17 protein-coding genes are annotated in these 15726 nt (G+C 65.5%); 9 read left to right on the forward strand and 8 right to left on the reverse strand.

All coding sequences use genetic code 11. From position 1 onward, the window contains the following. Positions 1-252: 252 nt before the first annotated feature. Both EAE28_RS08075 and EAE28_RS08080 read right to left on the reverse strand, forming a co-directional pair. Positions 253-465 (reverse strand): hypothetical protein, encoded by a 213-nt coding sequence (locus tag EAE28_RS08075; protein WP_127105349.1) that lies wholly within the window; start codon positions 463-465, stop codon positions 253-255. 368 nt (positions 466-833) lie between these two features. Beyond that, positions 834-1046 (reverse strand): hypothetical protein, encoded by a 213-nt coding sequence (locus EAE28_RS08080; RefSeq protein WP_127105350.1) that lies wholly within the window; start codon positions 1044-1046, stop codon positions 834-836. 464 nt (positions 1047-1510) lie between these two features. Here EAE28_RS08080 and EAE28_RS08085 point away from each other — a divergent pair, with 464 nt between their 5' ends. Then, the gene (locus EAE28_RS08085) at positions 1511-2371 is read left to right on the forward strand and encodes a lytic transglycosylase domain-containing protein (RefSeq protein ID WP_425466764.1); all 861 of its coding nucleotides are present in this window, start codon (positions 1511-1513) and stop codon (positions 2369-2371) included. A gap of 20 nt (positions 2372-2391) precedes the next feature. Here the strand turns inward: EAE28_RS08085 and EAE28_RS08090 are convergent, their stop codons facing one another. Genes EAE28_RS08090 through EAE28_RS08100 form a run of 3 tightly spaced genes read right to left on the reverse strand, consistent with a single transcriptional unit; the run spans position 2392 to position 4099 of the window. Continuing rightward, complete coding sequence (locus EAE28_RS08090; RefSeq protein WP_127105351.1) at positions 2392-2718, reverse strand: ArsC/Spx/MgsR family protein; 327 nt, start codon at positions 2716-2718, stop codon at positions 2392-2394. Beyond that, positions 2709-3761, reverse strand: coding sequence for a quinone-dependent dihydroorotate dehydrogenase (locus EAE28_RS08095; protein WP_127105352.1), 1053 nt, complete (start codon positions 3759-3761; stop codon positions 2709-2711). Before EAE28_RS08095 ends, EAE28_RS08090 begins: the two co-directional genes overlap by 10 nt. After that, positions 3761-4099 carry a DUF952 domain-containing protein gene (locus EAE28_RS08100; protein ID WP_127105353.1) on the reverse strand — a complete coding sequence of 113 codons (339 nt, stop codon included), beginning with the start codon at positions 4097-4099 and terminating at the stop codon, positions 3761-3763. The genes EAE28_RS08095 and EAE28_RS08100 overlap by 1 nt, the downstream gene beginning before the upstream one ends. 179 nt (positions 4100-4278) lie before the next feature. On the opposite strand from EAE28_RS08100, the gene EAE28_RS08105 reads away from it, so the two are divergent. Continuing rightward, positions 4279-5892, forward strand: a complete 1614-nt coding sequence (locus tag EAE28_RS08105) for a bifunctional metallophosphatase/5'-nucleotidase (protein WP_127105354.1) — start codon at positions 4279-4281, stop codon at positions 5890-5892. A gap of 120 nt (positions 5893-6012) precedes the next feature. Here the strand turns inward: EAE28_RS08105 and EAE28_RS08110 are convergent, their stop codons facing one another. Continuing rightward, positions 6013-6480, reverse strand: coding sequence for a hypothetical protein (locus EAE28_RS08110; RefSeq protein WP_127105355.1), 468 nt, complete (start codon positions 6478-6480; stop codon positions 6013-6015). 128 nt (positions 6481-6608) lie between these two features. On the opposite strand from EAE28_RS08110, the gene EAE28_RS08115 reads away from it, so the two are divergent. Further along, the gene (locus tag EAE28_RS08115) at positions 6609-7025 is read left to right on the forward strand and encodes a SufE family protein (protein WP_127105356.1); all 417 of its coding nucleotides are present in this window, start codon (positions 6609-6611) and stop codon (positions 7023-7025) included. 2 nt (positions 7026-7027) lie between these two features. Next, a complete protein-coding gene (locus tag EAE28_RS08120) occupies positions 7028-7846 on the forward strand; it encodes a sulfite exporter TauE/SafE family protein (protein ID WP_127105357.1) in 819 nt (272 codons plus the stop codon). 3 nt (positions 7847-7849) lie between these two features. On the opposite strand, the gene xseA is transcribed toward EAE28_RS08120, so the two are convergent. Further along, on the reverse strand, positions 7850-9352 hold the full coding sequence (xseA, locus tag EAE28_RS08125; protein ID WP_127105358.1) for an exodeoxyribonuclease VII large subunit: 1503 nt from the start codon (positions 9350-9352) through the stop codon (positions 7850-7852). Between the two features lie 67 nt (positions 9353-9419). On the opposite strand from xseA, the gene purD reads away from it, so the two are divergent. Both purD and recO read left to right on the forward strand, forming a co-directional pair. Further along, positions 9420-10682 carry a phosphoribosylamine--glycine ligase gene (purD, locus tag EAE28_RS08130; RefSeq protein ID WP_127105359.1) on the forward strand — a complete coding sequence of 421 codons (1263 nt, stop codon included), beginning with the start codon at positions 9420-9422 and terminating at the stop codon, positions 10680-10682. Positions 10683-10685: 3 nt separating this feature from the next. Beyond that, positions 10686-11408, forward strand: a complete 723-nt coding sequence (recO, locus tag EAE28_RS08135) for a DNA repair protein RecO (protein ID WP_127105360.1) — start codon at positions 10686-10688, stop codon at positions 11406-11408. Positions 11409-11690: 282 nt separating this feature from the next. Here the strand turns inward: recO and EAE28_RS08140 are convergent, their stop codons facing one another. Beyond that, complete coding sequence (locus EAE28_RS08140; RefSeq protein WP_127105361.1) at positions 11691-12917, reverse strand: urate hydroxylase PuuD; 1227 nt, start codon at positions 12915-12917, stop codon at positions 11691-11693. Positions 12918-13008: 91 nt separating this feature from the next. On the opposite strand from EAE28_RS08140, the gene EAE28_RS08145 reads away from it, so the two are divergent. Genes EAE28_RS08145 through EAE28_RS08155 form a run of 3 tightly spaced genes read left to right on the forward strand, consistent with a single transcriptional unit; the run spans position 13009 to position 15723 of the window. After that, positions 13009-13998: a LysR family transcriptional regulator gene (locus EAE28_RS08145; protein ID WP_127105362.1), complete on the forward strand. Its 990-nt coding sequence runs from the start codon at positions 13009-13011 to the stop codon at positions 13996-13998. Further along, positions 13958-14929 carry a diacylglycerol/lipid kinase family protein gene (locus EAE28_RS08150; RefSeq protein ID WP_127105363.1) on the forward strand — a complete coding sequence of 324 codons (972 nt, stop codon included), beginning with the start codon at positions 13958-13960 and terminating at the stop codon, positions 14927-14929. The genes EAE28_RS08145 and EAE28_RS08150 overlap by 41 nt, the downstream gene beginning before the upstream one ends. Next, positions 14926-15723: a metallophosphoesterase family protein gene (locus EAE28_RS08155; protein WP_127105364.1), complete on the forward strand. Its 798-nt coding sequence runs from the start codon at positions 14926-14928 to the stop codon at positions 15721-15723. Before EAE28_RS08150 ends, EAE28_RS08155 begins: the two co-directional genes overlap by 4 nt. The last annotated feature ends 3 nt before the right edge of the window (positions 15724-15726 follow it).

Genomic DNA, 15726 nt, shown 5'->3' on the forward strand with positions numbered 1-15726 from the left:
AGGTGTTCCTCTCGGCCATCGCCCTCGCTGCGACCGTTCTCTTCTGGCTTTGAAAATCAATGAGTCTGGAACCTAGCGCTTGTCCGGGGTTGTCGTTTAGATCTTGGTTTCTGGACTAAATAGGGATGTGCTCAAAGGCGGTTAGCGCCGGTGAGGTTTGGCGCGGGTGAACGCGATTTGGCAGCGCTGGCGGCGAATACAAAAACGGCCGCTCCCAGGAGCGGCCGTTTATAACTGGTTACTGGCAGAGACTTACTGGCTGACGCCCAGCGTGCCAAGCGATGCAACCGAAGCCGAGCCCAGCTGATCGGAGATCTCCGTGGCCAGCGAGCCAACGCCGGTACGCACCGAGGTCACGACGGCCAGACCCAGGCCGACGATGGCGGCGGTCAGGACAACCCAATCGACGGTGACGGCACCGGATTCGTTGGCGGCAAAAGCTTTGATTTTGTTCAGGACGGTCATGGCAGTCTCCAGGATAAAAGTAACAAGGGCGATGCAGGGTCGACGTGCCGTTCAGGAGTTCGGGTTGTTGAGGGGTTTTGACCGCTCTCCGTTTCGACAAGGCTGTTATCGCGGCGCAAAGGGGCGGCAAAAGGGGCGCAAAACGGCAAAAGAAAGGCAATGTTGGTCTATTAATGTGAATTGTTTATGTTAAAGAAACGGAAGTTGTAGTTGGTGATTATTGATCCTGAAAGAGTGTTTGAATGCGGTTGGTCATCTGGTCCGGGCCGGGTGCGCGACTCACGTCCTTTGTGTTCGGCGCTGGGGATGAAATGCAAAATGGCCGCTCCAGTGGAGCGGCCATTTTTCATTCGACGATGGGGTAGTTGTTACTGGCTGACGCCCAGCGTACCCAGCGAGGCAACCGAGGCCGAGCTCAGCGAGTTCGAGATGTCGGTCGCGAGCGAGCCAACGCCGGTGCGAACCGACGAGATGACGGCCAGCCCCAGGCCGACGATCGCGGCGGTCAGAACGACCCAATCAACGGTGACGGCACCGGATTCGTTGGCGGCAAAGGTTTTGATTTGGTTCAGGAAGGTCATGCGTTTCTCCGGGGTTTAAACTTCGTTTTCAACGTGTCGGACCGGAGCGCGGGAGGTTGAGGGTTTTTGACCGCTCACCGTTTCGACAAGGCCGTTATCGGGGCGCAACGCGGCGGCAAAATGGGTCAAATACAACGGAAGTAAGGCATTCTTGGTGCTTTGTTGTGACTTGATGCTTTTATAGAAACCTTGCAGCTTTTCTTTGTTCTTTAGGTCTAAATTGGCAACAAAAGGCGCTGCAGCGACTCAGGGAATGGGGGGGGGCGCGCGACGTGATCATGCGCCCGAGTCGCCGGGACGCGACGCCCAATCCGCGCAGGTGGAGCCCTGGGGCCAGAACAGCGTGACCGCTGACAGCCCCGATCTTGCGCCCTGATGTGTTAACAAGCTCCTGAGAAGCAAAGATTTGCGAAACCGGCGGTTTTCTGGCACCGTGAGCGCAATAAGACCAAGAAACCGGGGCCATGCCGAGCAGCTTGCCCATTTTCCCAGCGCGAATTGCGGCGGCCCTGACCGGGGCGGTCTGCTTTGTCGTGGCCAGCGCGGCCATGGCCGATGATTTCACCTTTCGCCGCATCGGGGTCGCGCCGCCGTCGGACGGGCCGCGCATCACCGTGCAAGTCGATCCCGAAGAGCAGGCGCGCCGCCTCGCGCCGCCTGAGCCGGTCGCCCCGCTGATCGCGCGCGCCGCGCAGCCGTTGCCAGAGGCGGGGCCGGATGGCTCAAGGTTTGCGTGGTTCTGGGAGAGCGTCTCGCCAAATCTCGATCAGGGCGAGGGGCGCTTTTTGGCCGCGATGGCCGCGCTGCGCGATGCGCCCGAGGAGGCGCGGGTGCCCGAGCCGAGCGTGCAGCATCTGCAAGACATCGCTGCGGCCCATAGCGCTCCGATTCTGCTGGCGACGGTCGGCACGCGGGTGTCACCGGCGCTGGCTCTGGCGGTGATCTCGGTGGAATCGGCGGGGCGGGTCGGAGCGATCAGCCACGCGGGCGCGCAGGGGTTGATGCAGTTGATCCCGGCGACGGCGGCGCGCTTTGGTGTCGAGGACGCCAATGATCCGGCTCAGAACATTCGCGGCGGCGTGGCCTATCTCGACTGGTTGCTGGGCGAGTTCGGCGGCGATGTCGTGCTGGCGCTGGCCGGGTACAACGCGGGCGAGGGGGCGGTGCGCCGCAACGGCGGGGTGCCACCCTTTGCCGAGACCCGCGATTATGTCCCGCGCGTACTGGCGGCGTGGCAGATCGCGCGCGGGCTGTGTGCGACGGTGCCCGAGTTGCCGAGTGATGGCTGCGTGTTCGCGATCCGGGCGGTGCGGACGGCCGGATGATGGCGGATGATTCTGGGGGGTCAGAGGATCCGGTCGATGGCGTCGGTCGGGCGACCAATGACCGCCTTGTCGCCGTTGCGGATCACCGGGCGTTCGATCAGCGCGCTGTCGGCGGCCATGGCGGCGATGATGGCATCCTCAGGCTCAGATTTCAGCGCCGCGCCGTCTTTGCGCAAAAGGTCGGCGGCCGGCAATCCCAGAGACGCAAGCATCGAGCGGATCTCTTCGGGGCTGGGCGGCGCATTGAGGTACAGACGGATCTCGGGCGTCAGCCCTTGGTCTTGCAAATAGGCCAGCGCCTGACGTGATTTCGAGCAGCGCGGGTTGTGCCAGATTTCTAGAGCCATGCGTCTCTCCCGGTGCCGACAGCCTCGGCCACGCTCGCGAAACCGTCGCGCTCAAGCAAAGTGTCGAGCCCGCGCAGGATCTGGCCGACCATCGAGAGACCGCCATAGACCAGCGCCGAATACATCTGCACCGCGCTCGCCCCGGCGAGGATCTTGGCATAGGCGGTCTCGGCTGAATCGACACCGCCGACGCCGATCAGCGGCAGGCGGCCTTCGGTGAGGGTCGAGAGTTGGGCCAGAACGCGCGTGGACTTTTCGAACAGCGGCGCGCCGGACAGCCCGCCCATCTCGCCCTTGTGGGCACTTTTCAGGCCATCGCGGCCCAGCGTGGTGTTGGTGGCGATGATCGCATCGAGACCGGACTCCAGCGCGACACCGGCAAGGTCTGACAATTCCTGAGCGTTCAGATCGGGGGCGATCTTCAGGAACACCGGGATGTGGCGTTCCAGCGCATCGCGCTCGGCCATCACACCGGCCAGCAGACCGCGCAGGGCATCGGCGCCCTGCAGGTCGCGCAATTTCTCGGTGTTAGGGGAGGACACGTTGACCGTGGCGAAATCGACATAGGGGCCGCACAGGCGCAGCACAGAGGCGAAATCGGCGGCACGGTCGGTGCTGTCCTTGTTCGCACCGAGGTTCAGGCCAACAATCGGCCCCGCCTTGCGACGCATGAGGCGGGCGGCAATGGCCTCGGCCCCTTCGTTGTTGAAGCCGAAGCGATTGATGACCGCGCGGTCCCCGGACAGCCGGAACAGGCGGGGGCGGGGGTTGCCCGGTTGCGGGCGGGGCGTGGCCGCGCCGACCTCGATAAAGCCGAAGCCCGAGCGCGCCAGCGGGGCCAAGGCCACGGCGTTCTTGTCAAAGCCAGCGGCCAGTCCCAGCGGATTGGGTAGCTCCAGACCCGCCACGACAGTCCGCAAGCGATCCGAGGTGATCTGACCGGGCAGGGGCACCAGCCCGGCGTTCAGCGCTTTGAGCGATAAACCATGCCCGGTTTCCGGGTCGATGCGGTGCAGCGCCCACAGGCCGAGCTGTTCGATCATCAGATCACCCCTTCGGGGAAGATATGCCCGGCAGCGCCCAGCGGCAGGGATTTGTCCCAGACCACATCGGCGCGGACCATCGCGCGGTAAAGATGGGGGAAGAGTGCGCCGCCGCGGGACGGCTCCCATTTCAGCGCAGGGCCCAACGTGTCGGTTTCGATCGCGAGCAGCACCAGATCGCTTTCTCCGGCGAAATGCTTGGCGACGGTTTCGACAACCTGCTGGGCGGTGGACATATGGATATAGCCATCGGCCAGATCGACCGGCGCACCCTCGGTGTGACCGGCGGCGGCGAAAGCATCCCATTCGGAGCGGCGAAAGATCTTGTACACGAGCATGCGATGCTCTTGCCCAAAGCGCGGCCTCTGGTCAATGGGGCAGCAGGGGGTGAGCGCCGCGCGGGCACTGTCATGCGCCCGTCGCCTTCCCTTGGGAAACCCAGTGACGTGACCTTTGACTCTGCGCCCAAGGCGCGCAATCTTTGACCTTCGGGAAAAATTCCAACAGGGGAAGTCTAATGTCCTTAAAGACCCAGTTCAGGGCCATCCTCGGTTCGACAGCGCTGGCGGCTGCCAGCGCGTTGCCGAGCTATGCGACCGAGTTGCACATCCTGCATTTCAACGACTTCCACAGCCGGGTTGAGCCGATCAACCGCTTCAACTCGACCTGTTCGGCGGGGGATGAGGCCGAAGGCAAGTGCTTTGGCGGCGCGGCGCGGCTGTTCACGCTGATCAACCAGATGCGCGATGCGATCACCGCCGAGGGCAACCCGGTGCTGGTGCTGAGCGCGGGCGACGAATCGCAGGGCTCGCTGTATTTCACCACCTATGGCGGTGCGGTCGAGGCCGAGATGAACCTGCGCATCGGTCTGGATGCAATGGCGGTGGGCAACCACGAATTCGACAACGGCCCTGAGGGGCTGCTGGTCTTCGCCGATCAGGATCAGTACCCGGTCGTCGCTGCCAACATCGACGTGTCGCAGAACAACCTGCTGGCCGGGCGTATCGTGCCCTGGGCCATTCTGGAAACCGGCGGGCTGCGGGTCGGCATCGTGGGGGCGCTGACCGAAGACACGCCCGATATCGCCTCGCCCGGGCCGACCATCGCGTTTTCGAGCGCCGTCGAGTCCGTGGCGCGCTCGGTTGAAGAGCTGCACGCCGAGGGGGTGACGACGATCATCGCGCTGACCCATGTGGGCTATGTCGGCGAGCAGCGCATTGCCGCCGAAGTGCCGGGCCTGACCGCCGTGGTCGGCGGCCACAGCCACACCTACCTGTCGGCCAGCGATCCGCGCCGTGAAGGCCCGTATCCGACATGGGTGGATAACGTCGACGGTTCCATCGTGCCGGTCGTGCAGGCGGGGGCTTACAGCCGCTATCTGGGCCACCTGATTCTGGACCTCGATGACGAAGGCAAGCTGATCTACGCCACCGGCGACACCATCGAGATCAACTCGGAAGTCACCCCCGACCCCGAAATCGCCGCCTGGGTGGCGACGCTGGCCGGTCCGATCGAAGAGACCCGCAGCGAGCTGGTTTCCGAAGCGGTTGAGGCTATCGACGGCGACCGGACGACCTGCCGGGCGATGGAATGCACGATGGGCAATCTGGTGACGGACGCCATGCTGGCCCGCGTTGCCGGCCAGGGCATCACCATTGCTATCCAGAACGGCGGCGGTCTGCGGGCCTCGATTGGCGACGGCACGATCACCATGGGCAACGTGCTGGAGGTTCTGCCGTTCCAGAACACCATGGCCACGTTCGAACTGACCGGTGAGTATGTCATCGAAGCGCTGGAAAACGGTGTGAGCCAGATCGAGGAAGGCGCGGGGCGCTTTGCGCAGGTCGGTGGCCTGACCTATGCCTTCGACGCCTCGGCACCGGTGGGGTCGCGGGTCAGCGACGTCATGGTCATGCGTGAAGGCGCGTGGGTGCCGATTGACCCGGCCGCGACCTATGGTCTGGTGACCAACGACTATGTGCGCAACGGCGGTGACGGCTATGCGGTGTTCCGCGACCACGCCACGAACGCCTATGACTTTGGCCCGGATCTGGCCGATGTGCTGGCCGAGTATCTGGCCGAGCATAATCCCTACCAGCCCTATACCGACGGTCGTATCACCGTGAAGTAACGGGAACGCCGGGGGCCGGGCAGGGCGCAAGGCCCCGCCCGGCCCCCGGCAGCAAAACGCGCGCCTGAGGCGCGCTGTGACGGGGGCCTTGCGGGGCCCCCGTTTGCGTGAGCGGAGAGGTCAGCGCCGGGCGCGGCGGGTGTTCTCGGCACCGATGACCACGATGTCGGCGGTGGTATCCAGCTGCGCCTGCGTCAGCGCGTAGACCGCGACAATCGTCCGGGCACCGGGGTTTTGTCCGGCCACGGGGGTGCGTGGCGGGATGGCGACAAAGCGGAAGCTGAGCACACCGCCGCTGGGGCGGCCGTAGTTTTCGGGCACCAGCTCGGCGTCCCACCAGCCAGCCGAGGGCATCACCGCCGAGGCGCGCACGATGGCGCCGGACGAGGTCCGCTCGATCACCATCTCGCTGACCTGCGGCACCAGCGGGCGCGGGTCGTCGACAAGGGTGGTCGGGCCCAGATCGGGGCGCTCTTCAACGCTCGACGCGCCGAACCAGTTGCGCGGGTTCATCCGCGAGTCGCTGAAGCCCCCGCACGCAGACAGGGCCAGCGACGACATCAGCAAGGCAGCAAGCGGAGTTTTCATAGGGCTTCCCTCGGTGCAAAACGCGCGCCAGACCTAGCGCAAAGCGGTCCGCTTGAAAAGGGCAAGGGCTGGACCTTTGGCGCGTCTCGGCCTAGGTCTGAACCCGCAACGACAGCAGCGGAGCAGGCATGGCACAGGACGAGTTCAACGAGCTGGCCGAGACCTTCGATTTCCTTGACGACTGGGAAGACCGCTATCGCCACGTCATCGAACTGGGCCGCGAGATGCCCGAGATGGACGAGGCGTTGAAGGTTCCCGCCAACAAGGTAAACGGCTGCGCCAGTCAGGTCTGGCTGTACCCGAATATCGAAAACGGCATTTTTGATTTCTATGGCGAAAGCGACGCGATGATCGTGCGCGGGCTGATCGCCGTCTTGCACACGCTTTACGCGGGCCGCCCGCTGGCCGAGGTGCCGGGGCTGGACGCGCAGGCCGCCCTGAAGCGGCTGGGGCTGGATGAGCATCTGTCCTCGCAACGCTCGAACGGGCTGCGGGCGATGGTGGAACGCATCCGGCTGGTCGCCACCGAAGCGCAGGAGAGCTGAGCATGCCCGATCCCGGCCTTCTGGCGCTGATGGTGGCTTTGCTGGCAGCAATCGGCGCGGTGGCCGGGGTGATTGCGGGTTTGCTGGGGGTCGGTGGCGGCATCGTGCTGGTGCCTGCCTTCTTCTACGCCTTCACGGCGCTGGGCTACGGCGGGCCGCATCTGATGCAGGTCTGTCTGGCGACCTCGCTGGCGACGATTGTCGTGACATCCGTCAAATCGGTGCGCGCGCATCACAAGCGCGGCGCGGTGGACTGGGAGATCCTCAAGCGCTGGGCCCCGTGGATCGCGGGCGGGGCGCTTCTTGGGATGATCGCGGCCTCGGGGCTGCGCTCGGTGATCCTGCAGGGCATCTTTGGCGTGCTGGGTCTGACCGTGGGTCTGTATCTGGCCTTTGGCCGGGCAAGTTGGCGGCTGGGCGACGCAATGCCGGGCGGGGCGAAGCGCGGCATCATGGGCTCGGTCATGGGGTTCTTGTCGGTGCTGATGGGGATTGGCGGCGGCTCGTTCGGGGTGCCGCTGATGACGCTTTATGGCGTGCCGATCCACCGGGCGGTGGCCACGGCGGCGGGGTTCGGGGTGATCATCGCCGCGCCCTCGGTCGCCGGGTTCCTGTTGCTGGGGGTCGAGGGCGCGCCGCCCTATACGCTGGGCGCGGTGAATATCCCGGCATTTCTGGTGGTCATCGCCATGACCATGATCACCACCAGTTGGGGCGTGAAACTGGCCCATGCGATGGACCCCAAGCCGCTGAAACGCGTCTTCGCGGTGTTCATCATGGTCATGGCGCTGAACATGCTGCGCAAAGCGCTGGGCTATTAACCCTTAGAACAGCGAGCCTTGCCCCGGCCCCGGCTCGGGTGCCTTCTTGCGCGGGCGGGGCGGGGCGGTGACCGGCACGGCTTCCAGCGTGCCATCGCGCAGCTCGACGCTGAACTGCGTTTCCTTGCGGGCTGCCGCTGCGGTGGTGAGCGGTGCGCCGTCACTGTCACGCAACACGGCATAGCCGCGCGCCAGCGTCTCAGGGTAGCCCAGCGAACGGCGCATCCGGTCCAGAGATTCCAGCTTGTCGCGCTGCCGCGCCAGTTGCTGCGCAAGCGCCGCGCCCGCCCGTTCGATCAGCCGGGGGCCGGTCAGACGCTCGGATTTGCGCACCAACCCCTGCTGGAGCGCCGGAGTCAGCCGCACCCCCGCCCGCACCAGTGCCTCGGCCCGCCGCTCAGCTCGGTCGCGCAACACGCCCGGACGCAGGCCCGCCGCCGCCTTGTTCAGCTCCAGCGTCTTGCGTTGCGCCAGCGCCCGCAGCGACCCGGCAAAGCGGTCGGCGGCGCGGTCGTAGCGCTGCATGGGTGTGGCCAGCAAAGCCTCGGGCCGGGGCAGGGCGCGCGACAGATCGCGCAGCCGCTGCGCGCGCTGCTGCGTGCCGCCGGTCCCGGCTCGGTGCAGGCGCGCGCCCAAATTCGCCACATGCGCCAGCAGATCGGCGCGCACCGGCACGGCCAGTTCGGCGGCAGCGGTGGGGGTGGGCGCGCGTAGATCGGCGGCGTGGTCGATCAGAGTCGTGTCGGTCTCATGGCCCACCGCCGAGATCAGCGGGATGTCACTGGCCGCAGCGGCCCGCACGACCGCTTCATCGTTGAAGCCCCACAGATCCTCGATCGAGCCGCCACCGCGCGCCACGATCAGCACATCGGGGCGTGGCACCGGGCCGCCCGGCCTGATCGCGTTGAAGCCTTCAATTGCGCGCACCACGTCGCGCGGGCAACGCTCGCCCTGCACGGCGACCGGCCAGACGATCACCCGACGCGGGAAACGATCCGCCAGCCGGTGCAGAATATCGCGGATCACCGCCCCGGTCGGCGAGGTGATCACGCCGATCACTTGCGGCAAAAACGGGATCGGACGCTTGCGCGCGGCATCAAACAAGCCCTCACCGGCCAGCGCCTTGCGCCGCGCCTCAAGCATGGCCATCAGCGCGCCAGCTCCGGCGGGTTCGACGTTCTCGACCTGCAACTGGTACTTGGATTGCGGGCCGAACGTGGTCATCCGCCCGGTGGCGATGACCTCCATGCCTTCCTCAGGGCGCACGGCCATACGTGCGACCTGACCCTTCCAGCTGACCGCCGAGATCACCGAGCGGTCATCCTTGAGGTCGAAATACATATGCCCGGTGCGCGCGATCATCACGCGGCCCACCTCGCCGCGCACCCGCACACGGCCGAATTCGCCCTCGATCACCCGCTTGACCGCGCCCGAAAGCTCGGAAACGGTGAAGTCATGCGCGTTGCCGCGCGGCTCGGGGCCGTCGTCGTCGTCCAGAAGGTCCATGTCTCTCGCTTGTGTCGCCTCGCTGCAGACCTTAGAACGCCCGCCAATGGTGGCCAAGGGGTGAGCGATGAACATTCTGGTTCTGGGCGGCGGCGGGCGCGAACATGCGCTGGCCTGGGCAATCAAGCAAAACCCGAAATGCGACCGGCTGATCGTCGCGCCGGGCAATGCCGGGATCGCCGCAATTGCTGAATGCGCGCGGCTGAATCCTGAGGACGGGGCTGAGGTCGTGACCTTCTGCGAAGAGAACGCGGTGGATTTCGTGGTCATCGGACCCGAGGCGCCGCTGGCCGCCGGTGTCGCCGACGCGCTGCGCGACGCGGGCATCCTGTGCTTCGGGCCCTCGGCGGCGGCGGCACAGCTGGAAAGCTCCAAACGGTTCACCAAAGAGATCTGCGATGCGGCGCAGGCGCCAACGGCGGGCTGGGCGCGGTTCTCGGATGTTGAGGCGGCGAAAGCCTATGTCCGCACGCAAGGCGCGCCGATTGTCGTCAAGGCCGACGGGCTGGCGGCGGGCAAGGGAGTGATCGTTGCGATGACGCTGGACGAGGCGCTGGCGGGCCTCGATGAGATCTTCGGCGGAGCCTTCGGCGCTGCAGGGGCCGAGGTGGTCATCGAAGAGTTCATGAGCGGCGAAGAGGCCAGTTTCTTTGTGCTGGTCGATGGCGAGACCGTGCTGCCCATCGGCACGGCGCAGGACCACAAGCGCGTCGGTGACGGGGATACCGGGCCGAACACCGGCGGCATGGGGGCGTATTCGCCCGCGCCGGTGCTGACCGACGCGATTGCCGAGCAGGCGCTGGAACGCATCATCCGCCCGACGATGGTGGAAATGGCGCGGCGCGGGACACCGTATCAGGGCGTGCTCTATGCCGGACTGATGATCGAGAACGGCGTGGCGCGGCTGGTGGAATACAACGTCCGGTTTGGCGATCCCGAATGTCAGGTGCTGATGCTGCGCTTGGGTGCGCAGGCGCTCGACCTGCTGCTGGCCTGCGCCGAAGGCCGGCTGGAAGAGGCACGGGTCAACTGGGCCGACGACCATGCGCTGACGGTGGTGATGGCGGCCAAGGGGTATCCGGGGACCTATGCCAAGGGCACGCCGATCAAGGGGCTCGAGGCGCTGCCCGAAGACAGTTTCAACATGGTTTATCATGCCGGGACCAAGGCCGATGGTGCCGCCATCCTTAGCAACGGCGGGCGCGTGTTGAATGTCACCGCGCGGGGGGCAACGCTGGCCGAGGCGCATCAGCGCGCCTATGCGATGGTGGACCGGATCGACTGGCCCGAAGGGTTCTGCCGCCGCGACATCGGCTGGCGGGCGCTGTAAGCGATGGACTGGACGGGCGACGGCATCCTGCTGAGCGCGCGTCCGCATGGCGAGAACACCGCCATCATCGAGGTGCTGACCGCCGAGCACGGGCTGCACCGCGGCGCGGTGCGCGGCGGCACCGGGCGCAAGCTGACGCCGGTGCTGCAACCGGGGAACACGCTGGCGCTGAGCTGGCGGGCGCGGCTGGATGACCATCTGGGCAACTTCACGGTTGAGCCACTGCGGGCGCGGGCAAGCACCATCATGCTCGACGCCGAACGGCTGGCGGCGCTGAACGCGCTGAGCGCGTTGGCGGTCTTCGCGCTGGCCGACCGTGACCCCCAGCCGCGGCTGTATGCCCTGACCACCGCGCTGCTCGACCGGCTGGCCGAGGGCGACGCGTGGTTCGGTACCTATCTGCTGTGGGAGCGCCTGTTGCTGGACGAGACCGGCTATGGTCTCGACCTGAGCGCCTGCGCAGTGAGCGGAGAGATCGACGGGTTGGCCTATGTCTCACCGAAGACCGGGCGCGCGGTGACGGCTGAAGCTGCGGGCGACTGGGCCGACCGGTTGCTTCCGTTGCCGCCTCTGCTGCTCGACGCCGCTGCACCGGAAAGCCGCGAACAGATGGCGCAGGGGCTGCAAACGACCGGGCATTTCCTGCGCGAGGTGTTGGCCCCTGCGCTGGGAAACAAACCTCTGCCCCAAGCCCGCAACCGCCTGGCGTCGCGCTTCGCCGGATGAGGTGTTTCGCCCTCGGTCAAGAGCCTTGCAGGCTCTGGCCCTTGGGCGACCGGGCAGGGGGGCCTTGCCCCCCTCTTGGCCTGGCGGCCAATTCACCCCCCAGGATATTTAGGGACAGATGATAAGGGTTCGTTAACTACGCTCCATCATCTGTCTGAAAATATCCACGGGGGTTTCCAAAGGGGGGCCGTGGGTCCCCTTTGGCGAGGGGGTGCGGGGGGCGCGCAGCCCCCCGGCCGTCGCTTCGAGCCAGGAACTGGTGTCAGGTGTCTTGGACGCGGATCAGCCGAGCGTGCCAGCGACGCTTTGATACCACTGCCGGATCAGCGCGCGCTCGTCTTCCTCCATCCAGCTGACATTCGCCGGGGGCATGGCGTGGGCGCGCCCGGCTTGCAGATAGACCAGCCGCGCCGCGCGGGCGACCTGGGCTTCGGTGTCCAGCATCAACCCGTGCGGGGCCCAGTTGATGCCGGGATAGACCGGATACTCGGAATGGCACATTGAGCAGCGGCCGACGACGACATTGTGGACCTCGGAAAACTCCTCGGCCTGCGCGAAGCGGGCGACCGAGGGCGGGAGCGCGGCGAGGTCTTCCTCGGCGCGCATCGCGGGGGCAATCGAGAGCCACATGATGACGATAAAGATCACCGCCGTCACTGCCCAGGTCCAGGTCGGGTTGCCTTTGCGCGCGTGTTTGGAGTTGAAATAGTGCCGGATCGTCACGCCCATCAGGAACACCAGCGAGGCGATAATCCAGGTGTATTGCGTACCAAAGGCCAGCGGGTAGTGGTTGGACAGCATCAGGAAGATGACCGGCAGCGTCAGGTAGTTGTTATGCGTCGAGCGTTGTTTGGCGATCTTGCCGTATTTGGCGTCCGGTTTGCGCCCGGCCTGCAGGTCGGCCACGACGATCCGCTGATTGGGCATGATCACCATGAACACATTCGCCGTCATGATCGTCGCCGTCCACGCGCCAAGATGAATCATCGCCGCGCGCCCGGTAAACACCGACGTATAGAAATACGCCATGCCGACCAGCACCACATAGAGCGCCACCATCACAAGCGTCTGGTTCGAATTCACGAAGCGGCGGCAGATCTGGTCATAGACCAGCCAGCCGAAAGCCAGCGACACCAGCGAGATCCCGATCGCCTGCCAGGGGGCCAGATCCATCACCGCCGGGTCGATCAGGTAAAACTCGGACCCCAGATAATAGACCATGCACATCAGTGCAAAGCCCGAGATCCAGGTCATGTAGCTTTCCCATTTGAACCAGATAAGGTGGTCCGGCATCGTTGCGGGCGCGACCAGATATTTCTGGATATGGTAGAACCCGCCGCCGTGGACCTGCCATTCCTCGCCATCCGCCGGGCCGGGGATGTTGCGGTTCAGGCCCAGATCCAGCGCGATGAAATAGAACGACGAGCCGATCCATGCCATGGCTGTAATCACATGCAGCCAGCGCAGGGCGAACTCGGCCCAGGCCCCGATGATGGCGAGTTCGAACATCCCTGACTCCTTTGTTTTGGGCAGGCTATACCGCCGCTGGTCTTTCTGTTAGTCCGTCAAATCTCTGAGGACTTTCAAGCGGGGCCTGAAAATGTCCTATGTCAACATGGTCCGGATGTTCGTGCGTGTCTATGAATTGGGCAGCATGTCGGCCGCTGCCCGGGATCAGCGCACCTCGCCCGCTGTGGCGTCAGGGCGGATCAGCGAGTTGGAAAAACATCTGGGCGTGCGGCTGTTCAACCGCACCACGCGCAAATTGCAACCGACCGAAAACGGCCGCATCTTTTACGAGGGCGCGCTGGGTATCCTGCAAGCCATTCAGGACGCGGAATCCGCCGTCGCCGATGCCACGCAGAACCCGCGCGGCGTGTTGTTCGTCGGCGCGCCTTTGGGCGTGGGTCGGCGGTTCGTCGGACCGTTCGTGCCCGCCTTCAAGGCCGCCTATCCGCAGATCGACCTGCGCCTGCGCCTGTCGGACCGGATCATCGACGTCACCGCCGAGGGGCTGGACGCCGTGCTGCATCTGGGCCGGCTGGAGGACAGCGCGCTCAAGATGCGGGTGATCGCGGAGTGCCCGCGCGTGCTCTGCGCCGCGCCTGCGTATATCGAGCGCCGGGGCAATCCGGCGGATGGCGCGACGCTGATCCGCGAGCGGCACGATTGTCTTAATCTGCGCTATCCCGGGGCAAAAGAGTTCCAATGGGCGCTGCAAACGCCCCAAGGTGTGCAGAAATACGACATTTCCGGCCCCTACGAATCCGATGACGGCGACGTGCTGACCGACTGGGCCTTGTCAGGTCACGGGATCGTGTTGAAACCCCTGTTCGAGGTCGGCGCTTATCTCAGGTCGGGCGCGCTGGTTCCGGTGGCGCAGGCCACGCCGCCGCTGTCCGTCTCGTTGAGCCTGCTGACCCCGCACCGGCGGCTGCGCGATCCAAAGGTGCGGTTATTCGCGGATTTCATCGTCGGGCGCATTCGCTCGGATATGGCCGCTCAGGTTCAGGGGCTGGTGCTGCCAGACCCCACGCAAGGGAGCGGTGATGACCGCACAGCGAGCGATACGGCGACCGATCCAGAGTAGCGACATCTGCGTTATCGCCAATCCGAAATCGGGGCGAAACAGCCGTGATGCGCAGGCCATCGAGCGGGCCATGGCCGTGCTGGGGGTCGAGGCGCAGCTGCGTCGGTGGACCGACGACAACGGGCTTCAGGACGAGGTCCAGCGCGCCATCGCCGACGGCTATCGCATCATTGTCGCCGCGGGCGGCGATGGCACGGTTACCGGCGTCGCGCAAGCACTGCTGGGCGATGATCTGCGTCAGGACGGCGATGAAGCCGGGGTGAGCATGGGCGTGCTGCCGCTTGGCACCTTCAACTATTTCGCCCGTGGGCTGGGTTTGCCCCAAGACCCCGAAGAAGCCGCACGGGCGATCCTGAACGGCAAACGGCACAACATTTCAGTCGGCTCGGTCAACGGTCAGGTGTTTCTCAACAACGCCTCGATCGGCCTGTACCCCGCCGTGCTGCGAGCGCGCGAAGACATTTACCGGCGCTGGGGCCGTTCGCGGCTGATGGCTAACTGGTCGCTGTTGCGCACTTTGATCCGCTTCCAGCGGCCCTATAAATTGACGATGCAGGCCGACGATGGCCAGATCCGGCATGTGCGTACGCCGTTGATCTTTGTCGCACGTTCGGCCTATCAACTGGCATATTTCGGCCTCGACGGGGCCGATGCCATTCACGATGACCAGTTCGCGGTCTATGTCGCCAGGGGCGGTACGCGAACCCATCTGGTCAATCTGGCGCTCAGGCTGGCGACGGGAACCATGCAGGCCGGGCGCGACATCGACCTGATCGCCGCCCGCGAGATGCGGATCGACACCGCGCATCGTCGCCCGCATGTCGCCTATGACGGAGAAAAACGACGCATGTCCGCACCCCTCAACTTCAAGATTCACGAGCAATCGCTCAGCATCATCGTGCCCGATGATGCCGATCAAGTGGCCGCATGACCCGGATAGTACATCTTTCGGACCTGCATTTCGGTGCGCACGAGCCTGACCTGATCGACCCTCTGCTCGCAGCCGTCGAGGCCGCGCGCGCTGATCTGATCGTCGTGTCCGGCGATCTGGCGCATCGCGGCACGCCCGGCCAGTTCCGGCTGGCCAAGGCGTTTCTGGACCGTGTACCGGGGCCGCTGCTTTGCGTGCCCGGCAACCACGATCTGCCGCATTGGAACCCGCTGCTGCGCGTCTTCGGCCCTTACCGGCGTTATCACCGCGCGGCGGGGCCCGAGATGGCGCCGGTCTGGCAGAATGCCGATACGCTGGCAGCAGGGATCAACACCGCCGACCGCTGGCAGTGGAAGCGTGGCTACGTGTCCGACGCGCAGCGCGCCAAGTTGAGCGAGACCTTCGCAACCGCCGAAGACCGCAGCCGTGTGCTGGTGATGCACCACCCGCTGGAACACGCGGCCCTCAGCGTCGATCCCCTGATGCACGGGGCGAAAGACACGCTGGCCACGCTGACCGAGGCCGGGGTTCAGGTCGTGCTCTCAGGTCATGTGCATGTCAGCTATTCCGGCCCGTTCCGCGACGCCCCCGGCGTGCTGTTTGTGCAGGCCGGGACCGCGCTCAGCACCCGGCGGCGCGGGGAGGCGAACGGGTTCAGTCTGCTCGACCTGAGCGCCGACCACGCGCAGGTGACGATCCACCGCGCGGGGCGCACCGGGTTCGAGCCGGTTGTGGTGGACGACTTCCAGCGCCATGACGGCGCGTGGCAGCGCCTGCCGTCCTGGGCAGCCTGAGCG

Source organism: Pararhodobacter zhoushanensis (assembly GCF_003990445.1).
Lineage (GTDB): Bacteria > Pseudomonadota > Alphaproteobacteria > Rhodobacterales > Rhodobacteraceae > Pararhodobacter > Pararhodobacter zhoushanensis.

Coding starts and splice junctions, on each gene's coding strand:
- EAE28_RS08075 (WP_127105349.1), bottom strand. CDS start 465: ATGACCGTCCTGAACAAAATCAAAGCTTTTGCCGCCAACGAATCCGGT.
- EAE28_RS08080 (WP_127105350.1), bottom strand. CDS start 1,046: ATGACCTTCCTGAACCAAATCAAAACCTTTGCCGCCAACGAATCCGGT.
- EAE28_RS08085 (WP_425466764.1), top strand. CDS start 1,511: ATGCCGAGCAGCTTGCCCATTTTCCCAGCGCGAATTGCGGCGGCCCTG.
- EAE28_RS08090 (WP_127105351.1), bottom strand. CDS start 2,718: ATGGCTCTAGAAATCTGGCACAACCCGCGCTGCTCGAAATCACGTCAG.
- EAE28_RS08095 (WP_127105352.1), bottom strand. CDS start 3,761: ATGATCGAACAGCTCGGCCTGTGGGCGCTGCACCGCATCGACCCGGAA.
- EAE28_RS08100 (WP_127105353.1), bottom strand. CDS start 4,099: ATGCTCGTGTACAAGATCTTTCGCCGCTCCGAATGGGATGCTTTCGCC.
- EAE28_RS08105 (WP_127105354.1), top strand. CDS start 4,279: ATGTCCTTAAAGACCCAGTTCAGGGCCATCCTCGGTTCGACAGCGCTG.
- EAE28_RS08110 (WP_127105355.1), bottom strand. CDS start 6,480: ATGAAAACTCCGCTTGCTGCCTTGCTGATGTCGTCGCTGGCCCTGTCT.
- EAE28_RS08115 (WP_127105356.1), top strand. CDS start 6,609: ATGGCACAGGACGAGTTCAACGAGCTGGCCGAGACCTTCGATTTCCTT.
- EAE28_RS08120 (WP_127105357.1), top strand. CDS start 7,028: ATGCCCGATCCCGGCCTTCTGGCGCTGATGGTGGCTTTGCTGGCAGCA.
- xseA (WP_127105358.1), bottom strand. CDS start 9,352: ATGGACCTTCTGGACGACGACGACGGCCCCGAGCCGCGCGGCAACGCG.
- purD (WP_127105359.1), top strand. CDS start 9,420: ATGAACATTCTGGTTCTGGGCGGCGGCGGGCGCGAACATGCGCTGGCC.
- recO (WP_127105360.1), top strand. CDS start 10,686: ATGGACTGGACGGGCGACGGCATCCTGCTGAGCGCGCGTCCGCATGGC.
- EAE28_RS08140 (WP_127105361.1), bottom strand. CDS start 12,917: ATGTTCGAACTCGCCATCATCGGGGCCTGGGCCGAGTTCGCCCTGCGC.
- EAE28_RS08145 (WP_127105362.1), top strand. CDS start 13,009: ATGTCCTATGTCAACATGGTCCGGATGTTCGTGCGTGTCTATGAATTG.
- EAE28_RS08150 (WP_127105363.1), top strand. CDS start 13,958: ATGACCGCACAGCGAGCGATACGGCGACCGATCCAGAGTAGCGACATC.
- EAE28_RS08155 (WP_127105364.1), top strand. CDS start 14,926: ATGACCCGGATAGTACATCTTTCGGACCTGCATTTCGGTGCGCACGAG.